Genomic DNA, 19,990 nt, shown 5'->3' with positions numbered 1-19,990 from the left:
GACAAGATCATGAAAAACCAAAAATCATGTTCGGGCAGGACAACAAACATGGGCAGACATGTGCCGACCATCAACACGGCGCGCGTGACATTGCGCGCCATGCGACCGGGCGAGTTCGATCGCTTCGCCGAGATTTGGGCAATGCCGGAGGTCGCCGTCTATATCGGTGGCGCCCCACGCGATCGAGATACGTCGTGGCGGTCCTTCATCAGCATTGCGGGACATTGGCAGGTCACGGGTTTCGGTCAGTGGGGCATTGAGGAGCACGCCACACAGCGCCTTGTCGGACAGGTGGGCTTTTTCTACGGCGCGCGGGGCCTGGGCGAAGATTTCGATTCCATCCCCGAGGCGGGTTGGGTTCTGGCGCCTGAAGCGCAGGGCAGGGGTCTGGGACTTGAAGCGGCACAGGCGGCGCATGATTGGTTTGATCGGGTCGTGACCGGGCCGGTGGTTTGCATGATGGACCCGGATCACCGTGCGTCGGCGCGTATTGCAGAGCAGTTGGGCTATGAGGATATGCGCGAGGCCGAAGATGATGACGGGCCGATCCAGTTGAAGCTGCGGAAGTCTCCGCCCCAGGCGTGATCCAATTGAGCGCCTTACGGCGCATTACATTCTTTATCTGGCGCTGCAGGCTCACCAAAGCGAAAGCGGTCGCGACTGCGCAGGCAGACGCGACCAGTGGCAAGGACTGCTTTGCTTGCAAAGCTGTCGGCCACACCGTGGAGTATCTGGGTGCCGGTTACCAAAGCCATCAGCTACATGATAGAGTACTTCGCCTTCCTCCCTCGGGACTTGAACAGGTGCCAGCGGGCGCGGTAAGAGGCGAGCCAGAAAAGAGAGGGGCATGAGCAGATGCGCAGAGTTGTCGTGACAGGTCTTGGACTGGTGACGCCGTTGGCGGACGGGGTCGAAGCGAGCTGGAGCCGTATTCTGGATGGCCAATCGGGCGCGGGTCCGATCACGCAGTTCGATCCCGAGGGACTGGCCACGACATACGCCTGCGAAGTGCCCCGCGGGGACGGCTCTGACGGGACGTTCAACGGTGACGCCTACATGGCGCCCAAGGAACAGCGCAAGGTTGATACCTTTATCATGTTCGGTCTGGCCGCCGCTCAGCAGGCGGTTGAGGATGCGGGCTGGATGCCCGAGGATACCGAGAGCCTGGAGCGGACTGGTGTTCTGATCGGCTCAGGAATTGGTGGTCTGAACTCCATCGCGAACACCGCCGTCATGATGGAAGAAAAGGGGCCGCGCCGTGTGTCGCCCTTCTTTGTGCCGGGCGCGCTTATCAACCTTATCTCGGGTCAGGTGAGCATCAAATACGGGTTCAAGGGGCCGAACCATTCGGTGGTGACGGCCTGTTCCACCGGCGCACATGCCATTGGTGATGCGAGCCGGTTGATCCAGCATGGCGATGCGGATGTGATGATTGCAGGCGGGGCCGAGGCGGCGATCTGCAAGATCGGGATTGCGGGCTTCAATGCGTGCAAGGCGCTGTCGACGAAACGTGCGGACGATCCGCAATCTGCAAGCCGCCCTTATGATGAGGACCGCGATGGGTTCGTTATGGGCGAGGGTGCAGGCATCGTGGTGCTTGAGGAGTACGAGCACGCCGTCGCCCGGGGTGCGAAGATCTATGCGGAGGTCAAAGGGTACGGTCTATCGGGTGACGCCTATCACATCACCGCGCCGTCCGAAGATGGTGAGGGTGGTGAGCGGTCGATGCGGGCTGCCCTGCGCAATGCAGGGCTGGAAGCCTCGGACATCGATTACATCAACGCGCATGGGACTTCGACCATGGCGGACACAATTGAGTTGGGCGCGGTGGAGCGGTTGCTGGGCAATCATGCGGCCAATGTGACCATGTCGTCGACCAAGTCGGCTACCGGGCACTTGCTGGGCGCTGCGGGCGCGATCGAGGCGATTTTCTCGATCCTTGCGATCCGCGATCAGGTCTGTCCGCCGACCATCAACCTGGACAAGCCAGCGGTGGAGACGCCCGTTGATCTGGCGCCCAATGCCAAGCGGGAGCGCAAGGTCGACTACGCCCTGTCCAACAGCTTTGGCTTTGGTGGCACGAATGCCAGCGTGATCTTTGGAAAGGTCAGCTGATGTGGCGATCCATCGCCTCGAACGCGCTGACATTCCTGATTGTCGCCTTGTTCGTGCTGGGCGGCCTGATCCTGTGGGGGCGCGGCCAGTATGAAGGTGCGGGGCCACTGACCGAGGCCATTTGCGTGCAGGTGGATCGAGGGTCGAACTTCCGCCGGGTGAGCCGCGATCTGGAAGAGCAGGGGGCCGTGGAATACGGCTGGATCTTCCGCACTGGCGCGGACTACGCGGGCAAGACGGGTGAGTTGAAGGCCGGGAGTTTCCTGGTCGAGCCGGGCGCGTCGATGGAAGAGATCGTGGACGTTGTCACCCGTGGGGGTGCAAGCACCTGCGGCACCGAAGTGGTCTATCGCATCGGGGTGAACCGGTTGAGCGCGCAGGTGCGTGAGCTGGATCCCGCGACCAATCGCTTTGTTGAGCGGGCCGAGTTTGAGCCCGGCGAAGAAGAGGCGCCTGCGGCATATACCGAGGTCCGCGCAGGGCCGGACACGCGCTATCGCATCGCCCTGGCCGAAGGCGTGACCAGCTGGCAGGTCGTGGATGCGCTGCGCAACATGGATGTGCTGGATGGCGAGATTGAAGAAGTGCCGCCAGAGGGCGCGCTGGCTCCTGACAGCTACGAGGTGCGCAGCGGAGACAGCCGCGCAGACATTCTTGTGCAGATGGCGGAGCAACAGGAATTGTGGGTGTCTGCGGCGTGGGAGGCGCGCGACGAAGCTTTGCCGCTGGAGAGCCCGGAGGAGTTGCTGACACTCGCTTCGATCATCGAGAAGGAGACCGGGGTGGCCGAGGAGCGAGGGCAGGTGGCCTCGGTTTTTGTGAACCGGCTGAACCGCGGCATGCGGTTGCAGACCGACCCGACCGTCATCTACGGGATCACCAAGGGGCAGGGCGTGCTGGGGCGTGGTTTGCGCCGGTCGGAGTTGCGGGCCGCGACGCCTTGGAACACCTATGTCATTCAGGGACTGCCTCCGACACCCATTGCCAATCCTGGACGCGCGAGCCTGATGGCGGCGGCGCAGCCGGAAGACACGAATTTCGTGTTCTTTGTGGCGGATGGGACCGGCGGGCATGCCTTTGCCGAGACGCTGGACGAGCACAACCGCAACGTGGCGCGATGGCGTGAGATCGAGGCGGAGCGGGCCAATCAGAACGATGGCGGTTGACGCAGGTAGCGGTGCGCAGTGAATGCGCACCCTACGGTCGTGGGGAGGGCCAATCGTGAGGCGGAGGTGTTCTCCGCCCATTTGTCCCCGCGGGGACACGCAAGGGTTGTTTTTCGATCTCAATGGCTTACCCGTCGCGTTAACCACATCTTAACCGCTCGAGTAAGATTTTATTAATGGTACCGTACGGTTAGCAGGCGTAGCTCAATTCGATTTCGCTTGACTTTGCGAACGGTCACACGTATAACTTGTGACAAGCTAGAAGAAGTGGGGAAGCGGCCCTGGGGTGACCCGGTGGTCGCTTTTTCGTTTCTCTCGTGCGGAGACAATCCCAACGCATGAGAGGTCATACCATATGACATTGATTACCCCGGAGGCTGAAGAGGCCCGCAGCGAGGAGCTTGTCTCTTCGATGCAGGCATCGCTCGCAGAATTGCGGCAGACCATCCAAGCCTTCAAAGAAAAGGCTGGTGCCGGGGAGGAATTGAAGGAAACCGAGGTCAACGGCCAGCTGACGTCCATGACGAAGCTGGTGGTGGCCCTTCAAGGAGCGGAGCAGAAACTTGACAAGTTCAGAGAAGCCCGCAGCGGCATTGCCCAAAACGGATATGCCTTTGACCTTGACCTTGCCGAAGCTGAGGTACGGTGCGCGCTTGGTCGCATCCGCGCCTGTGGAGGCGCAGGAACGGTTTCTGAATGAGTTGGGAGAGGGCGCCTTGGGCGCCCTCCCTTTTCTGTTCGAGTTCTGGGCCATGGAGCATCAGTTGCCGCCCGAGAGTGATTGGCGGACCTGGGTCATCATGGGTGGGCGCGGGGCCGGCAAGACCCGGGCCGGGGCCGAGTGGGTAAGATCGATGGTGGAAGGCGCGATGCCCTTTGACACGGGCAAGGCCCGGCGCGTGGCCCTGGTCGGAGAGACGATAGATCAGGTGCGTGAGGTGATGGTGTTTGGCGACAGTGGTCTGATGGCGTGTACGCCCTCGGATCGTCGTCCGAAGTTTCACGTTGGCCGCAAGATGCTGGAGTGGCCGAACGGGGCTGTGGCGACCATCCACACCGCGCATGACCCGGAGGGGCTGCGGGGGCCGCAGTTCGATTGTGCCTGGGTCGATGAGCTTGCCAAGTGGAAGAAGGGGCAGGAGACCTGGGACATGTTGCAATTCGCGTTGCGGCTGGGCGATGATCCGCGCTGCTGCGTGACGACGACGCCGCGCAACGTGGATGTTTTGAAGGATTTGCTGGCGCAGGGATCGACCGTGATGACCCACGCGCCGACCGAGGCGAACGCTGCCAACCTGGCGGGATCGTTTCTGGCCGAGGTGCGGCGCCGCTATGCCGGGACGCGGTTGGGGCGGCAGGAGTTGGAAGGCATTCTGCTGAGCGATGCAGAGGGTGCGTTCTGGACCACGGCGATGCTGGATGCCGTGCGCCGCAAACGGAAACCGAAATTGGACCGCGTGGTGGTGGGGGTGGACCCTGCTGTCAGTGCCGGTCGCTCCTCTGACGCCTGCGGCATCATCGTCGCGGGGGTGACGATGGATGGCCCGCCACAGGATTGGCGTGCTCATGTGATCGCCGATTGCACGGTGCAGGGTGTCGGCCCGAGCGGGTGGGCCAAGGCGGCGATTGATGCCATGGACACGTACAAGGCGGACCGGTTGGTCGCTGAGGTGAACCAGGGCGGGCAGCTGGTGACCGAGGTGATCCGGCAGGTCGATCCGCTGGTGTCGCTGAAGACGGTCCATGCCTCGAAAGGCAAGGTGGCGCGGGCGGAGCCCATTGCCGCGCTTTATGAGCAGGACCGGGTGACCCATGCGTTGAACCTTGGCCCGCTTGAGGATCAGATGACGCGGATGACGCGGGCCGGATATGTAGGTGAGGGATCGCCCGACCGGGTGGATGCGCTCGTTTGGGCGCTGCACGAGTTGATGATTGAGCCCGCGAATGCCTACAGGCGGCCAGGGGTGCGGAGTTTGTGAGACGCGCGTGGTTTGAAACCGACCCTCCGGGGGCGGTTTATTTGGCGAAATGAAGGATCGGGGCGGTGTCCCGGTTGGTGAGGCGGTTCCGGTTTGGGCCGCCTTTTTCTTTGGACGGACGGGGGATTGGCCTCTCTCGGGATCATGTGAAGGAGACAGGTGTGTTTGATTTCTTTCGGAGCCGGGCGCAGGCGGATGTGCCGGAACAGAAGGCGAGTGCGACAGGCAAGGTGGTGGCCTGGCAGACGGGGGGCCGTGTGGCGTGGAGCCCGCGCGATGCTGTGTCCCTGACGCGGGCGGGTTTTTCGGGGAACCCGGTTGGGTTTCGGTCGGTGAAGCTGATTGCGGAGGCAGCGGCGGCGTTGCCCCTGGTCTTGCAGGATATGGAGCAGCGGTTTGAGGCGCATCCTATTCTGAGCCTGATCAAGCGGCCCAATCCGGGGCAGGGGCGGGCTGAGTTGCTTGAAGCGCTTTACGCGCAGTTGCTGTTGTCGGGGAATGCCTATGTTGAGGCGGTGTCTGGCGAGAGTGGCGCGCCGCTGGAATTGCATGTGTTGCGGTCGGATCGGATGTCGGTGGTGCCGGGGTCCGATGGCTGGCCTGTGGCCTATGAGTATGCGGTTGGCGGGGCCAAGCATCGCTTTGATGCGGGTGGGGCGGTGAGCCCGATCTGTCATATCAAAAGCTTTCATCCGCAGGACGATCATTACGGGTTTTCGCCGATGCAGGCGGCGGCCATGGCGCTGGATGTCCATACGGCGGCGTCGCGGTGGTCGAAGTCCTTGCTGGACAATGCGGCGCGGCCTTCGGGCGCGATTGTGTATCGCGGGTCGGACGGGCAGTCGCAACTGTCGGGCGATCAGTATGAGCGGTTGGTGAGTGAGATCGAGACCAACCATTCGGGGGCGCGCAATGCGGGGCGTCCGATGTTGCTGGAAGGTGGGCTGGACTGGAAGCCGATGGGCTTTTCGCCGTCGGACATGGAGTTTCAGAAGACCAAGGAGGCCGCGGCACGGGAGATCGCGTTGGCCTTTGGGGTGCCGCCGATGCTGCTGGGGATCCAGGGCGATGCGACCTACGCCAATTATCAGGAGGCGAACCGGGCCTTCTATCGCCTGACTGTGTTGCCCCTGGCGACGCGGGTGGCTGCTGCCTTGGCCGAGTGGTTGGGTGCGCATACGGGCGAGGATGTGGTCCTGGCTCCGGATTTGGATCAGGTGCCGGCGCTGGCGGCCGAACGGGACGCGCAGTGGGCGCGGGTTGCTGCCGCCGATTTTCTGAGCGTGGCGGAGAAGCGGCGTTTGCTGGGGCTGCCCGCCGTGGCCGAGGACGGTGCGGATGGATGATGCCAAGCTGTGGGAGAAGTTTGCCTGTGGGCCGGGTCTGAAGTTGGAGGCCCATGAGCGGCTGACCGAGGTGCATTTTGCCAATATTTCCGACCGTTTGGCGCGGTTGGAGACGTTGATGGAACGGTTGGAGAAGCGGTTGTGGCTGACCGTCTACGGCGTTGTGGCGGTGGTTTTGGCGACCGGGTTTCAGTCGATCATGGCGGCGATCCCGCATTGAATACGAGGAGAGAGCAGATGCAGGCAGAGACCGGTCTGGAGACGAAATTTGCGCGCTTTGGCGAGGGTGTCGAGGTGCAGGATGGGACCGTCATTGAGGGCTATGCGAGCCTCTTTGGTGCCTGTGATCAGGGCGGCGATGTGGTGACGAAGGGGGCCTATGCGGCGTCCTTGAAAGCCATTGCTGCCGAGGGGCGGTCCGTGAAGATGTTGTGGCAGCATGATCCGGCCTTTCCCATCGGTGTGTGGGATGAGGTGCGCGAGGATGCCAAGGGGCTGTGGGTGAAGGGACGGCTCTTGCCGTCCATAGCCAAGGGCCGTGAGGCGGCGGAGCTGATCGGGGCAGGGGCCATTGATGGGCTGTCCATCGGTTACCGCACCGTGAAGGCCACGAAGAATGACAAGGGCCAGCGGCTCTTGACCGAACTGGAGCTTTGGGAGGTGTCGCTGGTGACCTTCCCGATGCTGCCCAGTGCGCGGGTGGCGGCCAAGTCCGAAGAGTTGTCTTCGGAGGCGGACGTGCATTTGCGCGACATGGCGGCGGCCCTACGGGCTGCGCGCGCGGAGTTGGCGACGCGCTAGAGCGCAGCCATTCACATCAACCATCAAGGACATGCTGATGAGCAAGACCGAGATCAAGGCTCGGGCCGGGGAAGGTTTGTCCCCAGCCCAGGACGTTGCCGAGGCCATGAGTGGTTTCGTCAATGAACTGAAAGGCTTCAAGGCCGACATTCAAACCAAACTTCAACAAACGGAAGAGCGACTGACCATGCTGGATCGGAAAAACATGACGGCTGCGCGCACCCCTCTGGCTGGTGCCGTTGAGATGGAAGCCCCCCACCAGAAGGCGTTCAACGCCTATCTGCGGTCGGGCGAAGATGATGGCCTGCGCGGCCTGGAGCTGGAGGGCAAATCGCTGTCCACGGCGGTGAACTCGGATGGCGGCTACCTCGTCGATCCGGCCACTTCGGAGTCGGTGAAATCGGTTCTGAACGCGACGGCGTCGATCCGTTCCATCGCGTCGGTCGTGAATGTCGAGGCGACATCGTACGACGTGCTTGTCGACCACACGGATGTGGGCGCAGGTTGGGCGACCGAAACCGGCACCCAGGCCGAGACCGACACGCCGTCCATCGACCGCATCACCATTCCGCTGCATGAGCTGTCGGCCCTGCCGAAGGCGTCCCAGCGTCTGCTGGATGACAGCGCATTCGATATCGAAGGTTGGCTGGCCGGTCGCATCGCCGACAAGTTTGCCCGTGCCGAGGCTGCGGCCTTCATCAACGGCGATGGTGTGGACAAGCCCAAGGGGTTCCTGACCCACACGACCGTCGACAATGACGTCTGGGCTTGGGGCAACCTTGGTTATGTGCCCACCGGTGTGGACGGCGACGTGACGGCCGAAGCCATCATCGACGTCGTCTATGCCCTGGGTGCGGAGTACCGTGCCAACGCGACCTTTGTTATGAACTCGAAGACGGCTGGCATCGTGCGCAAGCTGAAAGACAACGATGGCCGCTTCCTGTGGTCGGACGGTCTGGCGGCTGGTCAGCCTGCGACCCTGATGGGCTATCCGGTTCTGATCGCCGAGGACATGCCCGATGCGGGTACGGGTGCCGACGCGATTGCGTTTGGTGACTTCGATGCAGGCTACACCGTGGCCGAGCGCCCCGACCTGCGTGTGCTGCGTGATCCCTTCAGCGCCAAGCCCCACGTCCTGTTCTATGCCACCAAGCGCGTGGGCGGGGACGTGAGCGACTTTGCCGCGATCAAGCTGCTGAAATTCGCAACCGCCTAAGGGCAGGTGCGGGTGGCCGGGGGTGGGTGACTGCCCCCGGTTCCGGGTGCGCGCTGATCAAGTGCGCCGTGTTGTCTAGCTGCTCCCCTCCGTCCGAGCAACGCGGACTGGCGCGCGCCCGGGCCTTTGGAGCCGAGGGGCAGAATTTTCCTGGAGATGTTCCATGATGTTGAACGAGGTGACCACGGTGCCCGATGGCGCGCTGCCGGTCGAAGAATTCAAGGCGCATCTGCGTCTGGGCAGCGGCTTTGGCAACGACAGCGTGCAGGACGCAGTGCTGATCAGCTTTTTGCGGGCTGCTGTGACTGCGATCGAGGCGCGGACGGGTAAGGTGCTGATCGCCCGTGATTTTGTTTTGTCTGTGACGTCCTTGAGCGCGCCGGATGCGGTTGCCTTGCCCGTGGCACCGGTTGTTGCGGTGACTGCGGCTGCGTTGGTGGACCGGGCGGGCGTTGAGGCGCCGGTGTCTGGTGATGCGCATTGGCTTGAGCGTGATGCGCACCGTCCGCGAGTGCGGTCCGTTGGTGCGGCTTTGCCGACCATTCCGGCGGCGGGAGCGTTGATCGTGTCCTTTACCGCCGGCTACGGCGCGGTTTGGTCCGAAGTGCCGGCAGATCTGGCGCAGGCCGTGATGCTGTTGGCCGCTCACTATTACGAGTTCAGGAATGAGACCAGTTTGAGCGAGGGCTGCATGCCCTTTGGTGTGACCAGCCTGATTGAGCGTTACAAGCCCATCCGCTTGGGCGGGGGTGTCCGGTGAAAACGCCGCGCCTGAACCGGCGCCTGACCCTGGAGAGCCCGATGCGTGTACCTGATGGTGCGGGCGGCTTTTCCGAAAGCTGGTCGTCCCTTGGTGTGTTGTGGGCGGAGCTGACGGCAAGGACGGGCCGAGAGACCGTCGCAACAGGTGCTGCGGTGTCTGCCGTGCCTTACGAGATTGTCGTGCGTGGCGCGCCTGCTGGCCACCCGGAACGGCCCATTGCAGAGCAGCGGTTTCGTGATGGCAACCGTTTGTTTCACATTCGCAGTGTCGCGGAACGCGATCCAGAGGGCCGGTATCTGGTGTGCATGGCTGACGAGGAGATCGCGGTATGAGCTATGCTGTTTCCGCAGCGCTTCAGAGTGCTGTTTTTTCTGCCGTTGCCGCCGATATTGCCGTGAGTGATGCCGTGGGTGACGCCGTTTATGACGCGCTGCCCAGCGGGGCGTTACCCAGCCTTTACGTCAGCATCGGTCCCGAGACCGTCCGTGCCGCCGACGACAAGACCGGCGGCGGTGCCGAACATCGCTTTGTCGTGTCAGTGGTCACCGAGGTGCCTGGCTTTTTCAGGGCCAAGGAGGTCGCGGGCGCTGTCTGCGACGTGCTGCACGACGCCGACCTGCCGCTGGATCGCGGCCGCTTGGTGTTCCTGCGATTTGATCGCGCCCGCGCCGTCAAGATCGACAAGGGCACGGGTCGCCGCATCGACCTGACGTTCCGCGCGCGGACGGAAGACAACTAACCAACTCAATTCAAACGGAGAAAACCCATGGGTGCTCAGAACGGAAAGGACCTGCTTCTGAAGGTCGACATGACCTCGGACGGCCAGTTCGAAACCATTGCGGGTCTGCGGGCCACGCGCGTCAGCTTCAATGCCGAGACGGTGGATGTCACCAGTCTGGAGAGCCAAGGCGGGTGGCGTGAGTTGCTGGCCGGTGCCGGGGTGCGGTCGGCGGCCATCACCGGTGCGGGTGTGTTCAAGGATGAAGGCACGGATGAACGTGCGCGCCAGATCTTCTTTGACGGGGAGACGCCGAATTTTCAGGTGATCATCCCTGATTTCGGGATCGTCGAGGGTCCATTTCAGGTGACGTCGCTGGAATACTCGGGCAGCCACAACGGCGAGGCCACCTATGAGGTGTCACTGGCGTCGGCAGGCGCACTCGCATTCACGGCGCTCGTGGCCTGATGACCAATCCGTGGAGGGGAGAGGTCACTTTGGTAATCGAGGGGCAGCCGCAAACCATGCGGCTGACCCTTGGGGCTTTGGCCGGACTTGAGGCTGCATTGGCTGAGCCGTCGCTTGTGGCTCTGGTCGAGCGGTTCGAACAGGGCCGGTTTTCCAGCGCGGATGTCCTTGCGGTCCTGAAGGCCGGTTTGACCGGCGGCGGTGCTGGATTTGATCAGGACGCTTTGGATCATGCCGAGATCGCCGGGGGGCCGATGGGTGCTGCCCGCGCGGCGGCCGAATTGATTGCCCGCGCCTTTGTGGTGCCGGACGCATGAGCCGAAGCCTTGACTGGCCCGCGTTGATGCGGGCCGGGATACAGGGGTTGCGCCTGACGCCCGAGGCGTTCTGGGGGCTGACCCCTGCCGAATTGCAGATGATGCTGGGCCCACCTGCCCAGGCCGCACCGCTGTTGAGCGAGGGCCTGGATGCACTGATGGCGGCCTGGCCAGACGAAACGTCGGAAGGGGATCCCGCATGAGTGACTACAACGACGAGATCGAGAACCTCGAAGAGAACAGCGAGAGCCTGCGGTTTTCTCTGAGTGCCACCGCGGACATGGTGACCGGGTTTGACGGCGAGTTGCGCCGGATGCGCGAGAGCCTCACTGCGACCAACAAGGACGTTGCGACGCTGGAAAAGGGGCTGTCGCGCGGGTTGCGCAAGGCCTTTGACGGGTTGGTTTTTGACGGGATGAGCCTGTCGGATGCGCTGGACGGTCTGGCCAATTCGATGATCAATGCGACCTACAATGCCGCAATGAAGCCAGTCACGGATCACTTTGGTGGCCTGTTGGCGACCGGTGCAGGCAACATTTTTGAAAAGATCCTGCCCTTTGCAGATGGAGCACCTTTCAGCCAGGGCCGCGTGATGCCCTTTGCGTCCGGAGGCGTGGTCAGTTCGGCCACGCCTTTCGGTATGCGAGGAGGTATGGGGGTCATGGGAGAGGCGGGCCCCGAGGCCATCATGCCGCTTGCTCGCGGGCCAGATGGCAAGCTGGGTGTGCGTGGTGGGGGCGGGCAAAGCGGGCCCACCGTGGTGATGAACATCACCACACCGGATGTTCAAGGCTTTGCGCGTTCGCAGAACCAGATCGCCGCCCAGATGAACCGCGTGCTCAGCCGCGCAAATCGCAACCGTTAAGAAACAGAAGGGGAGCAAACGCCATGAATTTTCACGAGGTTCGTTTTCCTGCGTCCTTGAGCTTCGGTTCGGTCGGAGGACCGGAGCGTCGCACAGAGGTTGTGACCCTCGCCAACGGGTACGAAGAGCGCAACACGCCATGGGCACACTCACGCCGTCGATATGATGCGGGATTGGGTATGCGATCATTGGACGATGTCGAGACTTTGATCGCGTTTTTCGAGGCGCGTATGGGGCAGATGTACGGGTTTCGTTGGAAGGACTGGGCCGACTACAAGTCGGGTTCGGCCAGCGTAGATCCGGATTTTCTGGATCAGACCATCGCGAGTGGAAATGGTGTTCAGGCGGTCTTTCCCCTTGTGAAGACATATCGGTCGGGTGCGTTTTCCTACGCGCGGCCTATCACGAAACCCGTCGCCGGCACGGTTCGTGTAGGTTTGGGTCGCGACGAGATGCAGGAGGGCGTGGACTACGAGGTTGAGCTCGAGACGGGGCTGATCACTTTCCGACATCCACCAGAAGAGAATGAGGAAGTCACTGCCGGTTTCGAGTTCGATGTTCCCGTGCGCTTTGACACTGACCAGATACAGACATCGGTCGCAAGCTTTCAGGCCGGTACTGTTCCGAACGTCCCCATCATCGAGGTACGTGTGTAATGAGCGGGCAGAGCGAAGAATTCCTGGCGCATACGGCTACCGGTGTCACAACCTTGTGCCGGGCCTGGGCGATATTGCGAAAGGATGGCAATACGTTCGGATTTACCGACCATGATACCGAACTGGCGTTTGATGGGATTGTGTTCCGTGCCGATACGGGGTTGTCGGCTGCTGCCCTTGCTCAAAGCACTGGTTTGAGCGTGGACAACACTGAAGCGCTGGGCGCGTTGACCGACGCGTCGGTACGAGAGGACGAGATCGAGGCAGGTCGTTTCGACAATGCCGAAGTACGTGCATGGTTGGTGAATTGGTCTGATCCTGATGTCCGCTGGTTGCAGTTTCGGGGAACGATTGGTGAAATGCGCCGCTCAGGCGGCGCGTTTCATGCTGAACTGCGGGGATTGACCGAAGCGCTGAACCGCCCGCTTGGTCGTATCTATCAGAAGCCTTGCACTGCAGTGGTGGGCGATGCGGATTGTGGGTTCGACCTGGAGCGGCCTGGATATAGGCACGACGGAACACCGAGCCGCGTCATAGATAGCCGCGTGTTCGAGTGGGATGATCTGTCGGGGTTTGAACCGCAATGGTTCATGCGCGGACGGCTTGATGTCCTGACCGGACCCGCAAGTGGCCTTTGGGGTATGATCAAACGCGACGTGTTTGAGGATGGCGTACGCCGCGTTGAGCTTTGGGAAGCCATACGCGGTGAGATCAGCGCCGACGATCAGGTCCGCCTTACTGTCGGCTGCGACAAACGGTTCGAGACCTGTCGCCTGAAGTTCAACAACCTGATCAATTTTCAAGGCTTCCCAGATTTGCCCAGCGATGACTGGATGATGGCCTATCCCACTTCGGGCGGCGCAAACAGTGGGGGAAGCCTGAGATGAGTGGTGCTGCGTCGATAATCGTCCGAGAAGCGCGCGCTTGGATTGGGACACCGTATGTTCATCAAATGGCGGCACGCGGAGCAGGGACAGATTGTCTTGGTCTGGTGCGTGGTGTCTGGCGCGCTGTTGTCGGTCACGAGCCGGAACAGCCGCCAGCATATAGCATGGACTGGTCTGAGCCGCAGGGGCAGGAGTTGCTGTGGCGAGCGGCGATACGTCATTTGTCACCCAAGGAGTTTGGAGAACCCGCACTTGGAGACGTTATCCTGTTCCGGATGCGCGACGGGGCTGTCGCCAAACACTTGGGCATTCAATCAGAGGTCGGCCAAGCGCCGCGCTTTGTTCACGCCTATAGCGGCCATGGCGTCGTCGAAAGCCCTTTGAGTGCTCCATGGGCCCGCCGTGTCGTTGCCCGTTTTCAATTCCCTGACGTGGAGGCTACCTGATGGCGACCGTTGTACTATCTGCCGCAGGCGCGGCTATTGGCGGCTCGGTTGGCGGGTCTTTTCTTGGCCTGTCCTCCGTTGCGATTGGACGCGCCGTGGGAGCAACACTTGGGCGCGTGATCGATCAACGCGTCATGGGACAAGGCTCTGAAGTTGTTGAACATGGGAAAGTTGATCGTTTCCGGTTGTCCAACTCGGGCGAAGGTGCGCCGGTTACCCAGCTTTATGGTCGCATGCGGCTGGGCGGGCAGGTCATATGGAGCTCAGACTTTCTGGAAACAGTAACGGTGACCGGCGGTGGAGGCGGTGGGGGTGGCAAGGGTGCGCCGTCTGCACCGCCCGAGCCGGAGCGGCGCGAGTACTCGTACTCGGTCAGCTTGGCGCTTGCTGTTTGCGAGGGGGAGATTACCCGAATTGGCCGCGTCTGGGCAGATGGCGAGGAGGTGGCGCTGAATGACATCAATATGCGCGTTTACACCGGTTCAAAAGATCAACTGCCCGATCCGCTGATCGAAGCCATTGAAGGTCAGGGTTTGGTTCCTGCATATCGCGGAACCGCTTACGTCGTGATCGAGAATCTTGCGCTGGGCCGTTTTGGAAACCGCGTACCGCAATTCTCGTTTGAAGTTGTGCGGCCGGAGCAGGCTGGCGAGGCGGGTGCGGACGAAGAAATGACCCGTGCCATTCAGGCCGTAGCAATAATGCCTGGAACTGGTGAATACACACTGGCGACCACACCTGTGAACTATCTGGATGGCAACAATGCCCGCTGGAGCGCAAACATAAATACGCCGGCAGGACTGACTGACTTCACGGTTTCACTGGATGCTTTGCAGACTGAGCTGCCAAATTGTGGAGCGGCGTCACTGATTGTCTCCTGGTTCGGCAGTGATCTGCGATGCGGGCAATGTCGGATCCGCCCAAAGGTCGAGCGTTGGAACACTGACGGTGAGAACATGCGTTGGTCAGTTAGCAGTTTGGTGCGGACTGCGGCCTATGACGTGCCACGCATTGATGACCGTCCAATCTATGGAGGAACTCCGTCGGACAAATCGGTAGTAGAGTCCATACGCGCCTTGGTTCAGGCCGGAAAGAAGGTGATGTTCTATCCCTTCATTCTCATGGACCAGCTGGAAGGCAACACGCTGCCCAACCCATACAATCCGGACGAGAGCCAGCCGCACCTGCCCTGGCGAGGTCGGATCACGTTGTCGACCGCACCCGGCGTTGAGGGTTCGCCAGATGGGACGTCAGCCGCTGAAGCGGAGATCGATGCATTTTTTGGCACGGTGCAAGCGGCCGATTTCTCCATCGACTCGGAAATTCACTATAGCGGGCCTGACGAGTGGACCTTGTCCCGCTTCATTCTGCACTATGCAACACTGTGTCGTGCTGCAGGCGGCGTCGACTCGTTCTGCATCAGTTCTGAAATGCGTGGTCTGACCCAAATCCGGGGAACGCAGAACCGGTTTTATGCCGTGGAAAAGCTAAGGGCACTTGCGGCGCAAGTTCGGCTGCTTCTAGGTCCAGATGTCAAAATCAGCTATGCAGCGGATTGGACGGAGTACTTTGGCTATCAGCCGCAGGACGGCAGTGGTGATCGATACTTCCACTTGGATCCGCTTTGGTCAGACGACAATATCGACTTCATCGGGATCGATAACTACATGCCCATCTCTGACTGGCGTGACGGCGACGAACACACGGATGCCGAGTGGGGTAGCATCTACAATCTCGACTATCTGCGCGCCAATATTGAAGGCGGCGAAGGATACGATTGGTACTATGCGTCGGACGAAGCCAGTGTGGCGCAGATGCGAACGGCAATTACCGATGGTGCACATGATGAGCCATGGATGTTTCGCTTCAAGGATTTGCGAAACTGGTGGAGCAATGCGCACTACGAACGGATAGGCGGAGAGCGTTCGCAGATGCCGACGGATTGGGTTCCACAATCCAAACCCATTTGGTTCACGGAGCTCGGCTGTGCGGCGGTAGACAAGGGCACAAACCAGCCGAACAAGTTCTTGGACCGGAAATCGTCTGAAAGCAGCTTGCCGAGGTATTCCAACGGCGGGCGCGACGACTTGATCCAGAAGCAGTACCTGCGCGCTATGCACTCACACTGGCGCGCGCCAGAGAACAACCCGATATCCGATGAATATGCGGGTCCGATGATTGATATGTCGCGGGCATTCGTTTGGGCATGGGACGCGCGCCCGTATCCGTTTTTTCCAAATTCGTTGCGTATTTGGTCTGACGGCGAGAACTATCCGAGGGGCCATTGGATCAATGGTCGTACATCCGGGCGCTCTCTTGCATCTGTTGTTGGTGAAATCTGTCAGAGGTCAGGCCTCACGCACTATGACACATCTGAACTCTACGGCTTTGTTCGTGGTTACACGGTTGAAGATGTGACAGACGCCCGCAGTGCTTTGCAGCCCTTGATGCTGCGTTTTGCATTTGATGCCGTCGAGCGGGATGGTGTTTTGAAATTCATCACACGCACCGGACGGAATGCAGTCAAGCTCACGTCTGATGCACTCGCGCTTCATACGGACTTGAATGGCCGATTGGAGCAATCTCGTGAATCAGAAGCCGACATTGCGGGGCGTGTACGGCTGAGGTTTGTGCAGACGGACGGCAACTTTGATGTGCTTGCCGAAGAGGCGGTTCTCGCTGATGAAGCTACCCACGCCGTTTCAATAAGCGAAGTCGCCATGGCATTGACCCGCCCGGAGGGGCGGCAGGTTGCTGAGCGTTGGCTTGCCGAGGCACGCATTGCGCGTGAGGGGGTGAAGCTGGCCCTACCTCCTTCTTTGATAGGCGTCGGTGCTGGCGATGTGATCGAAGTGGCAGCTGACGGGTCGGAAGGTCCGGGGCTCTACCGCGTAGATCGCGTCGAACACGGCGAGATGCAGTTACTTGAAGCAGTTCGGATCGAACCCGAAGTTTACACACCGTCCGAACTATCCGACGAATTGGCAGGTGTGCGCGAGTTCGTACCCCCGGTCCCTTTGACGTCAGTGTTTATGGACTTACCCCTTTTGACTGGTGATGAGGTCGAACATGCGCCGCATCTGGCGGTGACAGGAACACCCTGGCCTGGTGGTGTTGCTGTTTATCAATCATCCACGGAGTCGGATTTCGTTCTGAACTCGATCATTGCAGCCCGTGCGAGCATTGGTTTTCTAAACCAACCGCTACTCGGTGCGAGAAGTGGTGTCATCGATCGCGGCGAACCTTTGGATGTGAGGATGGTTCATGGAACTCTTCAATCAATTCCTGAAACCACTTTTCTGAACGGTGGGAACCTTGTGGCGATTGGTGATGGATCAGCTGACAACTGGGAATTGCTGCAGTTCCGAGATGCGGAATTGATTGCGCAAAACCAATACCTCTTGTCACATCGATTGCGTGGCCAAGCTGGCACGGATGCATTGATGCCTGATGAATGGCCCATCGGTTCGTGGTTCGTGCTTATGAACGGTGTACCATCGCAGATAGGTTTGTTACGCGCCTTGCGTCGGATATCGCAGACTTTCCGCATCGGGCCGGCAAAACGCAGCTATGATGATCCGTCGTACACTGAGGCCATCCACGCATTCAATGGCAACGGGTTGCGTCCATATTCGCCCGTTCACCTTACAATGTCCGGTGATGCTGATGGCGTTACCGCTCATTGGGTCCGACGAACACGGCTTGACGGAGACGACTGGGAGTTACCTGATGTGCCTTTGGCCGAGGAAATTGAAAGCTACACCGTTAGGGTCGTTCAGGCAGATCAAGTTGTTCGAGAAACGACCACTGCATCGCCAAGCTGGTCCTACACAAACGCGATGCAACAGGCCGACGGGGTAGCGGGTCCATTTTCCATCTCGGTGGCGCAGAATTCTGCACGATACGGACCGGGTCCGTTCAAGAGCGCTGTTTGGCAAGGCTGATGATGTTGACGGTAAGCGCCTGATCCTCGTGCACTGATCTCTTTCCGGAATGTATGTTATCACGGGTTTGCGTTTGGCGAAGTGGCCTTATCTAGTTTAGGGAGGTCTTGAAAGGACGCTACATGGCTGACCCACGTACAAATATCTCTTCTATCGACCCGGTTTGGGACCAGATCACGGAAGAAGCCAGACAGGCGGTGTCGGATGAACCGTTGATCGGCGGGTTTGTGCACGCATGTATTCTGCATCATAAATCCGTGGAAAAAGCATTGTCCTACCGCATTGCGGCCAAGCTCGCCTCGAATGAGATGTCGATGGTTGTGGTGCGAGAGGTCGTTGAGGAGGCATACCGGAAGTCGCCAGCCCTTGTCGAAGCTGCGCGCGCCGATTTGGTCGCCGTTTCCGAACGTGATCCGGCCTGCCATCGCTTGTTGCAGCCCATTCTTTATTTCAAGGGGTATCAGGCGATACAAGCGTACCGGGTGGGCCACTTCATGTGGGCGGAAGGACATCGTGATCTGGCCTATTTCTTCCAGATGCGCGTTTCGGAAATCTTTGGTGTCGACATCCATCCGGCCGCCCGGATTGGCAAAGGCGTCATGATCGACCATGCACACTCGATCGTGATTGGTGAAACAGCTGTTGTCGGGGACAACGTATCGATGTTGCATTCCGTCACCCTTGGTGGCACGGGCAAAGAGGAAGAGGACCGGCACCCGAAAATCGGAGATGGTGTATTGATCGGTGCTGGCGCCAAGGTGTTGGGCAACATCAGGGTCGGCAATTGCAGCCGTATCGCCGCAGGTTCTGTCGTTCTTGCGGAGGTACCGCCGTGCAAAACCGTTGCTGGCATTCCAGCCCGTATCGTCGGGGAGGCCGGTTGCGATCAGCCATCGGTTTCGATGAACCATATGTTGGGCAAGGACCAATAGAGCAAACAAGAAATGCAAAAAGGCCGGAGCGATGCTCCGGCCTTTTTTTGTTTGCGCTCCGGCATCACGCCAGCATGGTCAATGGGTTCTCGAGGTTTTCGACGATCGCTTGCAACAACTGCGCGCCGAGTGCGCCGTCGATGACACGGTGGTCAACAGACAGTGTCACCGACATGACGGTGGCCGCTTCGATACTTCCATCCTTTCCGACAACCGGCTTTTTCACTCCAGCACCAACCGCAAGGATAGCCCCGTGCGGCGGGTTGATGACGGCATCGAAATTGTCGATGCCAAACATGCCAAGATTGGAAATCGCAAAGCTGCCACCTTGGTATTCGTGCGGCGCCAGTTTGCGGTCCCGTGCGCGACCTGCGAGATCCTTCATCTCGGCTGACAGGGCCGAAAGAGATTTCTGGTGGGCGTCCTGCAGAACAGGGGTGAACAGTCCACCTTCGATCGCCACGGCCACGGCCACATCGGACGGGGTCAGTTTCAGAACCTTCTCACCGGCCCAGACCGCGTTTGCATCGGGCACCTGCTGCAGGGCTAGTGCGCAGGCCTTGATGATGAAGTCATTGACCGAAAGCTTGATGCCACGGTCCGCGAGCTGCCCGTTGAGCGTACCACGGAATTCCAGCAGCGCATCGAGCTTGATGTCACGCCGCAGGTAGAAATGCGGTACAGTTTGCTTGGCTTCGGTCAGGCGTGCCGCAATGGTCTTGCGCATTCCGTCGAGCTTGACTTCCTCGTAGTCGCGTCCCTCGTACATCTTGGCAATTGCATCGCCCGACGGACCTGCCGGAGCCGCGGGTGCAGGTGCTGCGGTAGGCGCAGGTTCGGCTGATTTCGCGGGTGCCGCTTCGGCTTTTTCCACATCTGCCTTGACGATGCGACCGTGGGGGCCCGAGCCCTTGATCGCGCTCAGATCCAGACCTTTTTGCGCTGCAATGCGGCGGGCGAGAGGGGAGGCAAAGATGCGCGTGCCATCCTTGGTCGGTGCAGCTGGCGCGGGTGCGGCCTTCTCGGCGGCGGCTGGCGCCGACACGTCACCGGCCGCGTCAGCTGCCGGGGCCGCTTCCGGCGCGGGTGCCGCCGCCGGTGAGCTGCCAATGTCGTCGGCGCTTTCGCCATCTTCCAGCAGGACGGCGATGGGGGTATTCACCTTGACGCCTTCGGAGCCTTCGGCAACGAGGATCTTGCCCACCGTCCCTTCATCGACCGCTTCGAATTCCATGGTTGCCTTGTCGGTTTCGATCTCGGCTAAAAGGTCGCCGGATGACACCGTATCGCCCTCTTTCACCAGCCACTTCGCCAGCGTGCCTTCCTCCATCGTCGGAGACAGCGCGGGCATGAGAATTTCTGTCGGCATGT

Annotated in this window: 22 protein-coding genes; 21 read left to right on the top strand and 1 reads right to left on the bottom strand. The window is 60.5% G+C overall.

Translation table 11 applies throughout. From position 1 onward, the window contains the following. The first annotated feature begins 48 nt into the window (after nt 1-48). From KUV51_RS08210 to cysE, 21 genes are all read left to right on the top strand, one after another. On the top strand, nt 49-585 hold the full coding sequence (locus tag KUV51_RS08210; protein ID WP_222521049.1) for a GNAT family N-acetyltransferase: 537 nt from the start codon (nt 49-51) through the stop codon (nt 583-585). Between the two features lie 270 nt (nt 586-855). Next, the gene (fabF, locus tag KUV51_RS08205; protein WP_222521048.1) at nt 856-2,115 is read left to right on the top strand and encodes a beta-ketoacyl-ACP synthase II; all 1,260 of its coding nucleotides are present in this window, start codon (nt 856-858) and stop codon (nt 2,113-2,115) included. Further along, nucleotides 2,115-3,281, top strand: a complete 1,167-nt coding sequence (mltG, locus tag KUV51_RS08200) for an endolytic transglycosylase MltG (RefSeq protein ID WP_222521047.1) — start codon at nt 2,115-2,117, stop codon at nt 3,279-3,281. The genes fabF and mltG overlap by 1 nt, the downstream gene beginning before the upstream one ends. Before the next feature lie 355 nt (nt 3,282-3,636). Beyond that, nucleotides 3,637-3,981, top strand: a complete 345-nt coding sequence (locus KUV51_RS08195) for a hypothetical protein (protein WP_222521046.1) — start codon at nt 3,637-3,639, stop codon at nt 3,979-3,981. A gap of 52 nt (nt 3,982-4,033) precedes the next feature. After that, entirely contained in the window at nt 4,034-5,260 is a 1,227-nt protein-coding gene (locus KUV51_RS08190; protein WP_261385747.1) for a DNA-packaging protein, read from the top strand. Nucleotides 5,261-5,421: 161 nt separating this feature from the next. Next, complete coding sequence (locus KUV51_RS08185; protein WP_222521044.1) at nt 5,422-6,606, top strand: phage portal protein; 1,185 nt, start codon at nt 5,422-5,424, stop codon at nt 6,604-6,606. After that, nucleotides 6,599-6,826 (top strand): hypothetical protein, encoded by a 228-nt coding sequence (locus tag KUV51_RS08180; protein ID WP_222521043.1) that lies wholly within the window; start codon nt 6,599-6,601, stop codon nt 6,824-6,826. The genes KUV51_RS08185 and KUV51_RS08180 overlap by 8 nt, the downstream gene beginning before the upstream one ends. A 17-nt stretch (nt 6,827-6,843) precedes the next feature. Continuing rightward, nucleotides 6,844-7,407: an HK97 family phage prohead protease gene (locus tag KUV51_RS08175; RefSeq protein ID WP_222521042.1), complete on the top strand. Its 564-nt coding sequence runs from the start codon at nt 6,844-6,846 to the stop codon at nt 7,405-7,407. A 37-nt stretch (nt 7,408-7,444) separates the two neighbouring features. Further along, nucleotides 7,445-8,623: a phage major capsid protein gene (locus KUV51_RS08170; RefSeq protein ID WP_222521041.1), complete on the top strand. Its 1,179-nt coding sequence runs from the start codon at nt 7,445-7,447 to the stop codon at nt 8,621-8,623. Between the two features lie 163 nt (nt 8,624-8,786). Next, nucleotides 8,787-9,383: a head-tail connector protein gene (locus tag KUV51_RS08165; RefSeq protein WP_222521040.1), complete on the top strand. Its 597-nt coding sequence runs from the start codon at nt 8,787-8,789 to the stop codon at nt 9,381-9,383. Continuing rightward, a complete protein-coding gene (locus KUV51_RS08160) occupies nt 9,380-9,718 on the top strand; it encodes a head-tail adaptor protein (RefSeq protein ID WP_222521039.1) in 339 nt (112 codons plus the stop codon). Before KUV51_RS08165 ends, KUV51_RS08160 begins: the two co-directional genes overlap by 4 nt. Further along, nucleotides 9,715-10,125, top strand: coding sequence for a DUF3168 domain-containing protein (locus KUV51_RS08155; RefSeq protein WP_222521038.1), 411 nt, complete (start codon nt 9,715-9,717; stop codon nt 10,123-10,125). The genes KUV51_RS08160 and KUV51_RS08155 overlap by 4 nt, the downstream gene beginning before the upstream one ends. Before the next feature lie 27 nt (nt 10,126-10,152). Continuing rightward, on the top strand, nt 10,153-10,572 hold the full coding sequence (locus tag KUV51_RS08150; protein ID WP_222521037.1) for a phage major tail protein, TP901-1 family: 420 nt from the start codon (nt 10,153-10,155) through the stop codon (nt 10,570-10,572). Continuing rightward, nucleotides 10,572-10,889: a gene transfer agent family protein gene (locus KUV51_RS08145; RefSeq protein ID WP_222521036.1), complete on the top strand. Its 318-nt coding sequence runs from the start codon at nt 10,572-10,574 to the stop codon at nt 10,887-10,889. The genes KUV51_RS08150 and KUV51_RS08145 overlap by 1 nt, the downstream gene beginning before the upstream one ends. After that, nucleotides 10,886-11,092, top strand: a complete 207-nt coding sequence (locus tag KUV51_RS08140; protein WP_222521035.1) for a rcc01693 family protein — start codon at nt 10,886-10,888, stop codon at nt 11,090-11,092. The genes KUV51_RS08145 and KUV51_RS08140 overlap by 4 nt, the downstream gene beginning before the upstream one ends. Next, the gene (locus tag KUV51_RS08135) at nt 11,089-11,754 is read left to right on the top strand and encodes a phage tail tape measure protein (protein ID WP_222521034.1); all 666 of its coding nucleotides are present in this window, start codon (nt 11,089-11,091) and stop codon (nt 11,752-11,754) included. The genes KUV51_RS08140 and KUV51_RS08135 overlap by 4 nt, the downstream gene beginning before the upstream one ends. Nucleotides 11,755-11,777: 23 nt before the next feature. Next, nucleotides 11,778-12,410 (top strand): DUF2460 domain-containing protein, encoded by a 633-nt coding sequence (locus tag KUV51_RS08130; protein ID WP_222521033.1) that lies wholly within the window; start codon nt 11,778-11,780, stop codon nt 12,408-12,410. Next, a complete protein-coding gene (locus KUV51_RS08125; protein ID WP_222521032.1) occupies nt 12,410-13,297 on the top strand; it encodes a DUF2163 domain-containing protein in 888 nt (295 codons plus the stop codon). The genes KUV51_RS08130 and KUV51_RS08125 overlap by 1 nt, the downstream gene beginning before the upstream one ends. Next, a complete protein-coding gene (locus tag KUV51_RS08120) occupies nt 13,294-13,743 on the top strand; it encodes an NlpC/P60 family protein (protein WP_222521031.1) in 450 nt (149 codons plus the stop codon). Before KUV51_RS08125 ends, KUV51_RS08120 begins: the two co-directional genes overlap by 4 nt. Next, complete coding sequence (locus KUV51_RS08115) at nt 13,743-17,687, top strand: glycoside hydrolase TIM-barrel-like domain-containing protein (RefSeq protein WP_222521030.1); 3,945 nt, start codon at nt 13,743-13,745, stop codon at nt 17,685-17,687. The genes KUV51_RS08120 and KUV51_RS08115 overlap by 1 nt, the downstream gene beginning before the upstream one ends. Before the next feature lie 122 nt (nt 17,688-17,809). Then, nucleotides 17,810-18,619 (top strand): serine O-acetyltransferase, encoded by an 810-nt coding sequence (gene cysE / locus KUV51_RS08110; protein ID WP_222521029.1) that lies wholly within the window; start codon nt 17,810-17,812, stop codon nt 18,617-18,619. 64 nt (nt 18,620-18,683) lie between these two features. Here cysE and KUV51_RS08105 read toward each other — a convergent pair whose 3' ends face one another. Then, the gene (locus KUV51_RS08105; RefSeq protein WP_222521028.1) at nt 18,684-19,988 is read right to left on the bottom strand and encodes a pyruvate dehydrogenase complex dihydrolipoamide acetyltransferase; all 1,305 of its coding nucleotides are present in this window, start codon (nt 19,986-19,988) and stop codon (nt 18,684-18,686) included. Nucleotides 19,989-19,990 lie beyond the last annotated feature (2 nt).

This window comes from Tateyamaria omphalii, assembly GCF_019802125.1.
Taxonomy (GTDB): domain Bacteria; phylum Pseudomonadota; class Alphaproteobacteria; order Rhodobacterales; family Rhodobacteraceae; genus Tateyamaria; species Tateyamaria omphalii_B.
Note: the sequence above shows the minus strand (reverse complement) of the source record. Positions and strands in the feature narration are given on the sequence as shown.